The sequence below is a fragment of the Streptomyces caelestis genome, assembly GCF_001279005.1.
Lineage (GTDB): Bacteria > Actinomycetota > Actinomycetes > Streptomycetales > Streptomycetaceae > Streptomyces > Streptomyces heliomycini.
Window position 1 is genome coordinate 25935 of sequence record NZ_LGCN01000198.1, and the last position, 12617, is coordinate 38551.

Below are 12617 nucleotides of genomic sequence, written 5' to 3' on the forward strand. Positions count from 1 at the left end.
GTCCGGCCCGCGGGGCCCACTACGGTGCGACCCGGGCGACGAGCACACAGGCGGCGTCGGCGCGCTCCCGCTCGCCGAACTCCTCCGTGACCGCACGGACGCAGTCCTGCGCGGTGCGGGCGGCGGCGAAGCGCGGGGCCAGTTCGAGGAGACGGCGGACGGCCGTGGTTCCGGCGTGCCCGGGCACCAGCCCGTCGGTGTGCAGCAGCAGCACGTCGCCGGCCACCAGGGTCTCCTCGGCCTGTCCGTAGGAGGCGCCCGGGACGGCGCCGAGCAGTATCCCGTCCGGCGCGTCCAGCGCCCGCCCCGTCCCGCCGCGGAACAGCAGCGGGGCGGGGTGTCCGGCCTGCGCCCACAGCAGTGAGCGGGTCCCGGGCCGGTAGCGCAGGCAGACGGCACTGCCCAGGGCCGGCTGCGCGATGGTGTCCAGTAATCGGTTGAGGCAGGCCAGCAGGGGCCCCGGCGCGGTGCCGGCCATCGCCATGCCGCGCACGGCGCCGAGCAGCATCGCCCTGCCCGAGGCCGCGCCGACGCCGTGCCCGGGCAGGGCGCCGGCGCCGAGCAGGGTCGTCCCGTCGGGCAGTTCCAGGGCGTCGTACCAGTCGCCGCCGATCCGAGCGTGCGTCGACGGCAGGTGGGCGGCGGCGAGATCGAGGATTCCCGGACCGGCCTGCGGGGGCCGCAGGGGGCCGTGCCACGCCGGCAGCACGGCCTCCTCCGGCTCGGCCGCGAGCCGGTGCCCGGTCCGCGCGGCGGCGTGCCGTCGGCGGTGCGGCGAGTCACGGATCTCGCTCACCGCCCGTCGGCGGCGGCGCAGTTCGCTGACGTCGCGCAGCACCGCCCACATCGAGGCCGTGCTGCCGTCGGCGCCGAGTACCGGTTCGCCCCTCATGTGCACGGTCCGTACGCCGTCGTCCGGGCGCACGACGCGGAACTCCCCGTCGACGGGCCGGGCGTCGACGAGACAGTCCGTGACCATCGTGGTCAGCCTGGGCCGGTCCTCCTCGAACACCAGCGAGGGCAGTTCGTCGAGGGTGAGCGGCGCGGCGGCCGGGTCGCGGCCCAGGATCCGGTACAGCTCCCCGGACCAGCGCACCTCGTCCGTGAGCAGGTCCCACTCCGCGCTGCCGACCGGGCCGGCCGGTGCGTCGTGCCGCGGCGCGGACGGCGGGGCGTCCCGCAGCTGCGTCAAGTTGCTTTCCAGATCCTCCAGTTGACGCAGAGCCAGGTCGTACAGCGCGCGCCGCCGGCGTTCCCGTGGGTCCGCCGCGTCGGCCGGGACGTCACGGCGTACGGCGTCCACCTCGACCTTGAGCCGCCGGGTCTGCGAGATGAGCGCGTCGACCGGGCCGCGTCCTGGCGGCGGGACGGCCGGACGGTCCGCGGAGAGGTGGGACGGCATGACGCGCTCCGATGCGGGGACGGTACGCCTTCAGGCGGAGGGAGGGACCGTCACGACTGTGGCACAGCCCGCGACGGTCTGTGAGGGATTCGACGACACACGACAAGACGGTGCCGAAGGCATATGCCACCGTCTTCGCCGGGTTATCCGCGGGAATACGCCGGAGATGCCATCGACGTCTCAACTCCCATGGTGAGCAAGCGACATGACGCCTCGTCGGTCAGCCGCCGCCATCCACTCGCACGTTCGGCGGACACGTGTTCGCACGCGGGTGACCGGTGGGTCGCCCCGTCCTCAGTAGCGCAGCACCGCAGCCATCCCGTCCGCGTCCCCGAGCGCGCCGTCCGGGACGAAGCGGACCTCGGCACCGGTCTCCAGGCACTGCTCGACGATCTCGTCCACGATGTCCGCGCGGGCGTCCGGGTCGTCGTCCTCGGCGACGACCAGATGCTCGCCGGCGTCACGCACCGTGATCCGGTAGTTCTCCTCCACGGCCAGCAGCCGGACCCGGCCCTCCCGGGCGCTCTGCCACAGTTCGTCGACGCCGGCCGCGAACTCCTTGCGCCCCCGGGCCGACTCCAGCGACCGGGCCACGTCCTCGGCGCCCCTGCGGGTCTCGGCGTCGAGCGCCGGCTTCACGGCCTGCCACACCGCCTCGGGCGTGCTGTGCGCCAGCCCGCCGTGCGGGACGTGCACGGCGTCCTTGGTCGCACCGCCGGCCTCGCCCAGCAGGGTCAGGGCGGCGGGCTCGCCGGTGACGTACAGCGGCCGCGGGTGGTCGCGCAGCAGTCCGGCCATCGCGGTGTCCGTGTCGCGCAGGAACCGGCGGGTGTCCTCGTCCCGGAAGTTGCTCGGCTGGTCGCCGACCCGCTCCTGCCGCTCGGGGTCGAAGTTCGGCTCCTCCCGGATCAGCGGGAAGCCGCCGGTGCGCTCCTCGACGACCCGGTCCACACCGCCGCTCCACAGGGTGGCCCGGTCGGCGGAGACGGACAGCACCCAGAACGGCCGCTCCGCCGTGTGGGCGGAGACGAGGTTGCGAGTCAGGAAGGTGTCGGAGAGGACGATGCGCTCGGGCACGGTGCGGGCGAGCGACCACACCTGGTGCTCGCCCGGGGCGGCGAAGATGACCAGGCCGTCCTCGGAGTGCGTCAGATCGACCTCGGTCAGGGCCCGGTCGAGCTGCAGGGCCACGTCGGCGCGCCGGTCCCGGGTGACCGCGGGGTCGTCCTCCAGCTTCTTCTTGGCCTCGGCCACCGCGTTGCGCAGCCGGACGGCGTCCTGGGCGTTGAGGGGATCGCGCCGGTGCGTCGGCGTCAGCAGGGACACCGCGGGGTAGGGGCGCGGTCGGCGAAGCTCGGCAAGGGTCGCGGGACTCAGATCGTGCTCCATGACAGCACCATAGGGCGGATCCGCCGACAGGGCATTCGGGGCACGTTCACCTGTGCGTCCCCCGGGGTCCGGCCGGCCGCTCAGAAGCGGCCGTCGTCCTCGGACCCGCAGGAGCTGCCGCTGCGCGGCAGGGAGCCGTAGAGGAGGAAGTCGTCGACCTTGCGGTGGACGCACTCGGACGTCCCGTAGCCGGTGTGCCCCTCGGCCCGGTTGTCCAGCACCACCGCCGAAGGGCCGAGCCGCTCGGCCGTCTCCACCGTCCAGCGGTACGGCGTGGCCGGGTCGCCCCGGGTGCCGACCAGTAGCATCTTCGGCGTGTCGAGGTCCTTGACCCGCTCGCGGATGTAGTCGGTCCCCTTGGGGCGGCCGTAGCACAGCACCACCTGGGCGAGCCGGTACGGCCCGAAGACCGGCGAGGCCTCCGCGTAGGCGCCGCGCAGCCGGGCCAGGTCCCGGGTCAGCCGTTCGGCGTCCGGACGGTCGGGGTCGTCCGCGCAGTTGACCGCCATCAGCGCCGCCGGCAGGTTGTCCAGGGGCACGTCCTCCTCGTCGACGAGGGGGTGGTCGGCCCGCTGCGGCACGGGCGGCGCCATCCCTCCGGTCGCGAGGGCCTCCACCCCGCGGGTGTCCCCGTCCTCCACCAGCTGGGCGAGCGCCCGCTGCAGCAGCGGCCACCGCTCTTTGGTGTAGAGGCCCTGCCCGAGGGCCACGGCCAGGTCCTGGCCGGTGAACTCGTCGCCGAAGTCGGTCGGCACCGGGTTCTCGTCGAGCGAGTCGACCAGCTCCACGACCTGCGTGCGGGCGTCGCGCGCGTCCTGCCCGAACGGACAGGCGAGCTCCTCGGTGCACCACGTGAGGAAGTTGTCCAGCGCGGTCTGCTGTCCCCTGGCGCCGGTCAGCCCCTGCTCGGCCAGCGGTTCGGTCAGCGTGTCCACGCCGTCCAGCGCCATGCGGCCGACCTTCCCGGGGAACTCGGCGGCGTACACTGCGCCGAGCCGGGTCCCGTACGAGAATCCCAGGTAGTTGAGCTTCTCGTCGCCGAGCACCTGACGCATCACGTCCAGGTCGCGTGCGACGTCCACGGTGCCGATGTGCTCGAGTACCGGGCCCGAGTGCTCGACGCACTCGGCGACCACCTCGCGCAGCTTGCGCAGCGTGTCGCGCGGATCCGCCGTCTCCTCGCCGCCGGTGGCCTCCAGCGCCCGGCCGGTGGCGTCGGCGCCGCAGCTGACCGGCGCGGAACGGCCGACGCCCCGCGGGTCGAAGGAGACCACGTCGTAGTCCTCGGTCAGCCCCAGGAAGTCCTCGCGGCTCTGGGCGAGTCCCATCACCCCCGAACCGCCCGGGCCGCCGAAGTTCAGCAGCAGCGAGCCCCGCGGGTCGCCGGAGCCGCGGTAGCGGGCGAGGGCCAGCTCGAGGGTGCCCTCCTCGGGCTTCGCGTAGTCGAGCGGCACGGTGACCGCCCCGCACTGCATGTCCTTCGGCAGGTCCGTGCCCTCGCAGGCCGTCCACGTGATCTTCTGGTCGTAGAACCGGTCGAGGTCGGAATCCGCCCGGTCGGCGGCCGTCAGCCCCGTACCCAGCAGGGCCAGCCCGACCGCCCCGGTGGCCGCGCAGCGCCGGACCGAGGGCCGCACCGCACAGCGCCGGACCGAGGGTCGCTTGGACAGCTTGGCCAGCATCGATGCCTCCAGGGACGCCCCGACCGGCGCCCTCGCCCACCATAAGCGGGCCCCGGTGCTCCCGCCCGTCGGTCCCGCGGCGGCGCCCCGGGCGCCCCGGCCCGGTGTCCGGCCGCCACGCGTTCGACGGCCTTCGCCCGGGGTTCGAGCGGCGGGACGCCCGATGGGGTGAACCGGATGCGGCATACGGATGAGCCATGACCCGGATGCCGTGGCCGCGTTCCCTCCGGTGCGGGCGATCCGCCCGCGACCGTCTCCGGAAGGCAGGGAACCGATGAGAAGGGTCACCCGAAACGGTGTGATCGCCGTCGCCGCGGCGTCGGGCGCGATGGCCGTGGCGGTGCCGGCGTACGCCGACGCCGGGGCGGAGGGCGTCGCGGCCGGTTCGCCCGGCGTGGGCGCGGGGAACACCGTCCGGCTCCCGGTGCACGTGCCGGTGAACGTGTGCGGGAACACGGTGAACGTGGTGGGTCTGCTCAACCCCGCCGCGGGCAACGCCTGCGTCGACGAGGACACGGGCGGGCGGGACGGCGGAGCGACCAGGTCCTCCGCCGCGACCGGGACGCAGGACTCGCCGGGCGTGGTGTCCGGCAACGGGGCGCGGGCGCCGGTGCACGCGCCGGTGAACGTCAGCGGGAACAGCGTGAACGTGCTCGGCGCCGGCAACGCGTCGGCCGGCGGCACCTCCGCGAGCACCTCCGGCGAGCGGCCCGGGCGCCCGGCCGGACCCGCGCCCGCCGCGCACCCTCCCCGACCCGGCGCCGCACACGGCCCCGCCGCGCCCCGCCGCCCTCGCCGACACGGGCGCCGACCGGACGCTCCCGGTCCTCGGCGCCGGCGCCGCGCTCTTCCTGGGCGGAGTCGCCCTGTACCGTCGCGCCCGCCTGCGGACGTACGGCTGAACCACCGGGAGAAACGATCGGCCCCGCGGGTCAGCCGCGTCCGCGGTGGAACCGCAGGTGCAACTCCTTGACCTCTTCCGCCAGTCGGGGGACGGGACCGGCCACGGCCACGCCCGGGGCGATCTCGGCGACGGGCAGCGTCCGCACCGGCGGGGCGGGCACCCCCGGCTCGGTGAGCCAGGACGCCAACTGCTCGGAGGAGGCGACGTACACGATGCGTCCGAGGCCCACCCAGGCGTGGGCGGCGGCGCACATCGGGCAGTGCTCGCCGGAGGTGTACACGGTGGCCGCGGCCCGTTCGGCGGGGGTCATCCGGGCGGCCGACCAGCGGGCCGGCTCGAACTCGGGGTGCCGGGTGCGGTCCCCGGAGGCCACGCGGTTGTGGTCCTCGGCGAGCACGGTGCCGTCCCCGGCCACGAGCACCGAACCGAACGGCTCGTCACCGGACTCCAGCGCCTCGGCCGCCAGCTCCACGCAGCGCCGCAAGTACGGCAGTTCCCCGTCCCGCACGACCATGACCCGGTCTCCTCACGATGTCCGACCGACGGCAACCCTAATCCCGTTGTCCCGGGTGTCGCCCCGTGGTGGGGTCCGGCGTATGGATCACACCGCTGTACTCACCCTGTACGGCCGCGAGATGCGCCGGGGGGCGCGGCCCGACGGCCCCGGCGCGTACGTGGAGCGCGTCGGCGCCGTGGTGCGCCACACCGGCCCCGCGCACGGCTGGAACGGCGTCGTCCGGTCCGCCCTGGAGGCGGCGGACGCGGACGCGGCGATCGCGGAGCAGATCGCGCACTTCACCGGGCTCGGCCGCGAGTTCGAGTGGAAGCTGTACGGACACGACCTGCCGGTGGACCTCGGGCAGCGGCTCGTGGCGGCCGGGTTCACCCCGGGGCCGGTCGAGACGCTCATGGTCGGCGAGGTGGCCGGCCTCGCCCTGGACGCGGAGCCGCCCGCGGGTGTCCGCGTCGTGCCGGTCACCGACCGGGCGGGGATCGACCTGGTGGCCGACGTGCACGAGAGGGCGTTCGGCGCCGACGCGTCCGGTCTCCGCCGGCACCTGTGCGACCGGCTCGCCGCCGCCCCCGACACCGTCGGCGCCGTCGTGGCCCTGGCCGGTGACGAACCGGTGAGCGCGGCCCGCATGGAGCTGGCGCCGGGCGCCCCGTTCGCCGGGCTGTGGGGCGGGGGCACCGTACGGCACTGGCGCGGGCGGGGCGTCTACCGCGCGCTGGTGGCCCACCGGGCCCGGGTCGCCGCGGACCGGGGCCACCTCTACCTCCAGGTCGACGCCTCCAGCCAGAGCCGGCCCATCCTCGAACGCCTCGGCTTCACCCCGCTGACCACGACCACGCCGTACGTCCACGCGACGGCCCGCGGTGACCGCCACCCCTCGCTTGCGACTGCCGAGGGAGTCGCAGTCTCCGGCAGTTGCGAGGATCAATGAGCGATCTCTCGCGCCGCCTGTCATGGCCTCCGCCGCACTGCTCGTGCGCCCGGTCGCCGGGGCCGTCCCGCCTGGACGTGAAAAGGCCGGTCCGCGGTCGACGCGGACCGGCGCTCGGCTCCTTTCGTGGCCTTCCTACGAACGGCGGGCGCTCCTGGTGGCCGTGACCAGGCAGGCCGTGCCCAGGATCAGGGTGAGGGCGCCGATGACGACGTTGTTCCAGATGACCCCGGCGTCGGGGCCGCTGCCGACGATCCACGGCGAGACGATCATCCACAGACCCAGGGCGCACATGGCCCCGCTGAGGCCGTACATGCGCGCCGGGGCCGCGGTGAAGCCCAGGGCGAGCAGGGCGATCGCGATGCCCACGATCAGGTTGTGGGTCACGAGCGCGGGCTGGCTCGTCGTGTAGTGGAGTATCCACGGGGACACCGCGCAGTAGAGACCGAGCAGGAACACCGGTCCGTCCACGAGGGCCACATCGCGACCGCCGAGCATGCGGTCGTACCGTGCCCGCATCTCGGGGGCGTCGGGGTGGCTCGTGATGTCACCGCGCGGGTGCGAGACGTTGGCCATGAGTCGTCTCCTTTGACTAGCAGGCCTGACCGCGTCTGGTGCGGTATGCGCCATGAGTCGCGTAAGTTCATTCTGCTCTTATTTCACCTTTATGTGTAGAGGTGGCGGGGGAGTCGGGCCCGGTCGCGGTCCTCGCCGTGGTCCGCGCGACGGTGCGGGCCATGCCGCCGAACGCGACGGTGTGGAAGGAGGGGGCGGCCCACCGGTGCGGGCGCCGGGGCGGCCCGTGCGGAGGGGGCGGGGCCCGCCGGCGGCGCCGGGGGCGGCCGGCGTCGCCCGTCCCGGCGTGCGTCTTCGGCCTGGCCGGCCCCGGCGGCCGCATCCCGGCCCGCGGCGGGAGCGGGTGGTTCGGCTCGATCCCCGCCACCGGCCGGAAGTCCGGCGGGTCGCCGGCCCGCAGCCGTGCCGGATCCCGGCGCCCCCGCGGCGACGGTTCCGCACGGGGCCGCTCCCTCGCGGAGCGAGCGGGGGCGCGCGTCCGCGTCCCGGCACGGGTTCCCCGCGCCCCGGACCCCGCCCCGGTGCGGGCCGGCGCGTCCGCGCCACGACGACTGGTCTCCACCCTTGACTGGTACAGACCAAAGCGATTGAGTGTGCTCCCACACCCCCCACCACGGCCGCCCCCACCGCCGTGACCGGCCCCGCCGGCATGTGCGGGCGAGGCCCCGCTCAGGCATGTCCTCGTCCGGGAGCGGCCGCGTTCCGCGAAGGAGTCGTCCCCTTGTCGAGAAGACACATCGCCGCCGTGACCGCCGCCCTCGTCCTCGCCGGCGGCGCGCCGGTGCTGCTCCCCGCCGCCACCGCCTCCGCCGCCTCGTGCTCCGGCTACCCGAACTGGGTGGCCGGAAGGTCGTACAACGCCGGTGACATCGTGCGCTACACCGACGGCCGGGCGTACATCGCCGAGCACGCCAATCCGGGGTACGACCCGGTCATCAGCACCTGGTACTGGGAGCCGTACGCCTGCGACAACGGCCCCGGAACGCCCGTCGGCACCTTCGTCGTGACCGAGGCGCAGTTCAACCGGATGTTCCCGAACCGGAATCCCTTCTACACCTACAGCGGACTCACCGCGGCGCTGAGCGCCTACCCCGGGTTCGCCCACACCGGCAGCGACACGGTGAAGAAGCAGGAGGCCGCCGCCTTCCTCGCCAACGTCAGCCACGAGACCGGCGGTCTGGTGCACGTGGTGGAGCAGAACACCGCCAACTACCCGCACTACTGCGACTGGGGACAGCCGTACGGCTGTCCGGCCGGGCAGGCCGCGTACTACGGGCGCGGACCGATCCAGCTGAGCTGGAACTTCAACTACAAGGCCGCGGGCGACGCGCTCGGCATCGATCTCCTGGGCAACCCCTGGCTGGTGCAGAACGACGCGGCCGTGGCCTGGAAGACGGCCCTGTGGTACTGGAACACCCAGTCCGGCCCGGGCAGCATGACCCCGCACCGCGCCATGGTCGACCAGGCCGGTTTCGGCCAGACGATCCGCAGCATCAACGGCTCCCTCGAGTGCGACGGCCGCAACCCGGCGCAGGTGCAGAGCAGGGTGAGCACGTACCAGCAGTTCGTCCAGATCCTCGGAACGTCGCCCGGCGGCAACCTGTACTGCTGACGCCCGACCGCTTGCCGTGGTGTCATGCACCTGACCTACGACCCCCCCCGGGTCACGGCCCGCGCACCGCACGTGCGCGGGCCGTCCCTCGGACGAAGGGCAGCCACCATGCGCACCCCCCACGCCCTGCTCGCCACGACCGTCACGGCCGCCGCGCTGGCCGCGACGGTCGTGGCGCCCGCACCCGCCGCGGCGGCCCCGTCGCCCGGCGCCTACTACGTCCAGAGCGCGACGACCGGACTGAACGCCGCCGACGCCTCCGGGGCGGTCGAGCAGCACAGACCGCGCGGCGACGAGGACCGTCAGCGGTGGAACCTGGGCGCCGACGGCACCCTGGAGAACACCGACAGCCCCGGCGCCTGCCTCGGCCGCGCCGGTGACCAGGCCCGGACCGTGGCCTGCGCGAGCCCGGAGGCGCGCTGGGAGATCACCTCCGCGGGCCCGGACCGGTTCGCGCTCACCGTCCCCGGCACCGACCGCCGCCTCACCGTCGCCCCGGGATCCTCCGGCGCGGGCCGTCCCGCCCCGCTCGCCGTCGGCAGCGGCACGGGCGATCTCGCCGCCTGGTACCTGACCCCGGTCGACCCGGTGACCCGCCCCGTGCCGCCGCAGGACCGGCGCACCCTGGACCAGGTCACCTTCCTCACCGCCCACAACGCCTACGCCAACGGCGTCGACGGCGGATTCGCCCCGCCCTTCGTCGACCTCTTCCCCAACCAGAGGCGGGGCATCGAGCGCCAACTCGCCGACGGAGTCCGCGGGTTCATGCTGGACATCCACCAGACCCCGGACGGCGCGATCCTCTGCCACAACAGCTGCACCCTGGTCAGCAGGCCCGTCGCCCTGTGGGTGGACCTCCAGCGCATCGTCGACTTCCTGCGCGCCCACCCCGACCAGTTCGTCACCGTCTTCCTGGAGGACTACGTCGACCCGGGCGTCCTACGCGCCGAACTCGCCCGCGTCCAGGGGCTGTCGGACGTGCTCTACCGGCCCGACCGCACCGGCGTCCGGGAGAACGGCTGGCCGACCATGGGGCAGCTGACCGCCGCCGGCCACCGGCTGCTGATCTTCACCGACCACGGTCGCGCCGCCGACCAGGCCGCCGGAACGACCCGGGACGCCTTCGGCGTGATGTACCAGCGCGAATGGACCGTGGAGAACCACTGGTCCATGGGCCCGGGCGTCGGCGCCTCCGACTGGTCCTGCTACAGCCGGTGGTACGACGCGGGCGCCGGCATCCCGCTGACCCGCACCGAACCCGGTTTCCGTCCCCTGTTCGTCATGAACCACTTCCGGGACACCACGATCACCTCCACGGCCGGCACGGACAACTCCAAGCTCGCCGACCGCGCCCGCCGGTTCTGTCAGCCGGCCGCCCGCAAGAAGCCCAACTACCTCGCCGTGGACCGCTACGACCTCGGCGACCCGGCGGCCGCCGTCACCGCCCTCAACACCTACGCGTACCCGTAGCCGCCCGGCCGGTCCCGCTCCGGGGCCTCCTCGGAGCGGGACTGGCGCGCCCGGCGGTTTTACGTATAACCTCTCCGGTCGACCCCCCTTCGAGAGGCCGCGATGAGACGCATCCCCCTGGTCGCCCTCGTCGTCGACGACTACGACGAGGCGATCCGCTTCTACACCGAGGCGCTCGGTTTCCGGCTCGCCGAGGACTCGCCCCGGCCGAACGGCGGCCGCTGGGTCGTCGTCGAGCCGGACGCCGGGCACACCGGCACGGCGCTGCTGCTCGCCCGCGCCGAGGGGGAGGCCCAGCGGGCCAGGGTCGGTGACCAGACCGGCGGACGCGTGGGCTTCTTCCTGTACACCGACGACTTCGCCCGCGACCACGCGCGTATGACCGCCGCCGGCGTGACCTTCCTGGAGGAGCCGCGCCACGAGCCGTACGGCTCGGTCGCCGTCTTCCGGGACCTGTACGGAAACCGCTGGGACCTGCTCCGGCCCGCCACCCCCTGATCCGCTCCGCCTTTTTTTGCCGAACGACCCGCTGAGGAACGACCGCACATGTCATCTACGCGCATAGACGCCGAGACCCTCCGCCGCCTCCCCAAGGCGGTGCTGCACGACCACCTCGACGGCGCTCTGCGCCCCGCGACCGTCGTGGAACTGGCGGAGGCCGTCGGCCACACCCTGCCCACCACCGACCCCGACGAGCTCGCCGCCTGGTACGTCGAGGCCGCGAACTCCGGTGACCTGGTCCGCTACATAGCCACCTTCGAGCACACCCTCGCCGTCATGCAGACCCGCGAGGGCCTGCTGCGCACCGCCGAGGAGTACGTCCTCGACCTGGCCGCAGACGGCGTCGTCTACGGCGAGGTGCGCTACGCCCCCGAGCTGAACACCGGGGGCGGGCTGACGATGGGCGAGGTCGTGGAGACCGTCCAGGAGGGCCTCGCCGCCGGCATGGCCAAGGCCGCCGCCGCCGGGACGCCCGTCCGGGTCGGCACCCTGCTCTGCGGCATGCGGATGTTCGACCGCGTCCGCGAGGCCGCCGACCTGGCCGTCGCCTTCCGGGACGCCGGCGTCGTCGGCTTCGACATCGCCGGCGCCGAGGACGGCTTCCCGCCCGCCGACCACCTCGACGCCTTCGCGCACCTGCGCCGCGAGAACGTGCCCTTCACCATCCACGCCGGTGAGGCCCACGGCCTGCCCAGCATCCACCAGGCGCTCCAGGTGTGCGGCGCCCAGCGCATCGGGCACGGGGTGCGGATCACCGACGACATCGTGGACGGCAAGCTCGGCCGTCTCGCCGGCTGGGTCCGCGACCGCCGGATCGCGCTGGAGATGTGCCCCACCTCCAACCTCCAGACCGGCGCCGCGACCTCGATCGCCGAGCACCCGATCACCGCGCTGAAGGGCCTCGGCTTCCGGGTCACCCTCAACACCGACAACCGCCTGGTGTCGGGCACCACCATGACCCGCGAAATGTCCCTGCTGGTCGAGCAGGCCGGCTGGACGGCCGAGGACCTGCGCACGGTCACGGTGAACGCCGTGAAGAGCGCGTTTCTGCCCTTCGGCGAGCGCAACGCGCTCATCCGGGACGTCGTGCTGCCCGGCTACGACGCGGCGCTCTAAAGCAGCCCGCGCGCGTACGCGGCCTGTCCGACGTGCTGGAGATCGTCGGACAGGACGCTGACCAGCCGTACGCCCAGGGTGACCGGCGGATCCCAGCGCTCGTCCACGACGCGCTCCAGGTCCGCCGCGGTCAGCCCGCGCAGTGCCTCGAGCGTCTGCCCGTGCACCGCGTCGTGGTAGCCGGTCAGCAGGTCACCGGAGCCGACCCGCACCTCGGCGACCTGCGCCGAGGTGTGGCCGTACCCCGTGTCGCGGTGGGACAGGCCGAGGCCCAGGCGTTTCTCCCAGCCCTGGGAGAGCCACGCCTGGTCGAGTCCGAAGGCGTCGGCGACGTGGTCGTCCTGGACCCGGGTGAGGTGCCAGACCAGCCAGGCGACGGAGTTCGCGTCGGGGCCGGGCCGGGCGTTCAGCTCGTCGGGGCCGAGCCCCTCCACGACGGCGTGGACTTCTTCCCGGATGCGGCCGAAGCCGTCGATGAGGATGTCCTTGGCATGCATGCCCCCACCCTCGCGCATCCGCG

General features: G+C 74.0%; 12 protein-coding genes. 6 read left to right on the forward strand and 6 right to left on the reverse strand.

Translation table 11 applies throughout. From position 1 onward, the window contains the following. Window positions 1-19: 19 nt before the first annotated feature. From ADK41_RS19680 to ADK41_RS19690, 3 genes are all read right to left on the reverse strand, one after another. Window positions 20-1402 carry a PP2C family protein-serine/threonine phosphatase gene (locus ADK41_RS19680; protein WP_030832034.1) on the reverse strand — a complete coding sequence of 461 codons (1383 nt, stop codon included), beginning with the start codon at window positions 1400-1402 and terminating at the stop codon, window positions 20-22. Window positions 1403-1696: 294 nt separating this feature from the next. After that, window positions 1697-2791: a hypothetical protein gene (locus ADK41_RS19685; protein ID WP_030832037.1), complete on the reverse strand. Its 1095-nt coding sequence runs from the start codon at window positions 2789-2791 to the stop codon at window positions 1697-1699. An 80-nt stretch (window positions 2792-2871) separates the two neighbouring features. After that, window positions 2872-4473: an alpha/beta hydrolase gene (locus ADK41_RS19690; RefSeq protein WP_030832041.1), complete on the reverse strand. Its 1602-nt coding sequence runs from the start codon at window positions 4471-4473 to the stop codon at window positions 2872-2874. A gap of 328 nt (window positions 4474-4801) precedes the next feature. On the opposite strand from ADK41_RS19690, the gene ADK41_RS39525 reads away from it, so the two are divergent. After that, window positions 4802-5446 carry a chaplin gene (locus tag ADK41_RS39525; protein WP_324604907.1) on the forward strand — a complete coding sequence of 215 codons (645 nt, stop codon included), beginning with the start codon at window positions 4802-4804 and terminating at the stop codon, window positions 5444-5446. Here ADK41_RS39525 and ADK41_RS19695 read toward each other — a convergent pair. After that, a complete protein-coding gene (locus ADK41_RS19695; RefSeq protein WP_030832043.1) occupies window positions 5406-5891 on the reverse strand; it encodes a nucleoside deaminase in 486 nt (161 codons plus the stop codon). The two genes, ADK41_RS39525 and ADK41_RS19695, sit on opposite strands and share 41 nt — an antisense overlap. An 82-nt stretch (window positions 5892-5973) precedes the next feature. Here ADK41_RS19695 and ADK41_RS19700 point away from each other — a divergent pair, with 82 nt between their 5' ends. Further along, window positions 5974-6822, forward strand: a complete 849-nt coding sequence (locus tag ADK41_RS19700; RefSeq protein ID WP_234318969.1) for a GNAT family N-acetyltransferase — start codon at window positions 5974-5976, stop codon at window positions 6820-6822. Window positions 6823-6957: 135 nt separating this feature from the next. Here the strand turns inward: ADK41_RS19700 and ADK41_RS19705 are convergent, their stop codons facing one another. Beyond that, complete coding sequence (locus ADK41_RS19705; protein ID WP_030832049.1) at window positions 6958-7398, reverse strand: SPW repeat protein; 441 nt, start codon at window positions 7396-7398, stop codon at window positions 6958-6960. A gap of 721 nt (window positions 7399-8119) precedes the next feature. Here ADK41_RS19705 and ADK41_RS19710 point away from each other — a divergent pair. From ADK41_RS19710 to ADK41_RS19725, 4 genes are all read left to right on the forward strand, one after another. After that, window positions 8120-9010, forward strand: coding sequence for a glycoside hydrolase family 19 protein (locus ADK41_RS19710; protein WP_030832052.1), 891 nt, complete (start codon window positions 8120-8122; stop codon window positions 9008-9010). Window positions 9011-9118: 108 nt separating this feature from the next. Further along, window positions 9119-10480: a PI-PLC domain-containing protein gene (locus ADK41_RS19715; RefSeq protein ID WP_030832055.1), complete on the forward strand. Its 1362-nt coding sequence runs from the start codon at window positions 9119-9121 to the stop codon at window positions 10478-10480. A gap of 102 nt (window positions 10481-10582) precedes the next feature. Continuing rightward, window positions 10583-10978: a VOC family protein gene (locus ADK41_RS19720; protein ID WP_030832058.1), complete on the forward strand. Its 396-nt coding sequence runs from the start codon at window positions 10583-10585 to the stop codon at window positions 10976-10978. A gap of 48 nt (window positions 10979-11026) precedes the next feature. Beyond that, window positions 11027-12097, forward strand: a complete 1071-nt coding sequence (locus ADK41_RS19725) for an adenosine deaminase (protein WP_030832061.1) — start codon at window positions 11027-11029, stop codon at window positions 12095-12097. Here the strand turns inward: ADK41_RS19725 and ADK41_RS19730 are convergent. Then, window positions 12094-12594 (reverse strand): mycothiol transferase, encoded by a 501-nt coding sequence (locus ADK41_RS19730; RefSeq protein ID WP_030832064.1) that lies wholly within the window; start codon window positions 12592-12594, stop codon window positions 12094-12096. The genes ADK41_RS19725 and ADK41_RS19730 overlap by 4 nt on opposite strands. Window positions 12595-12617 lie beyond the last annotated feature (23 nt).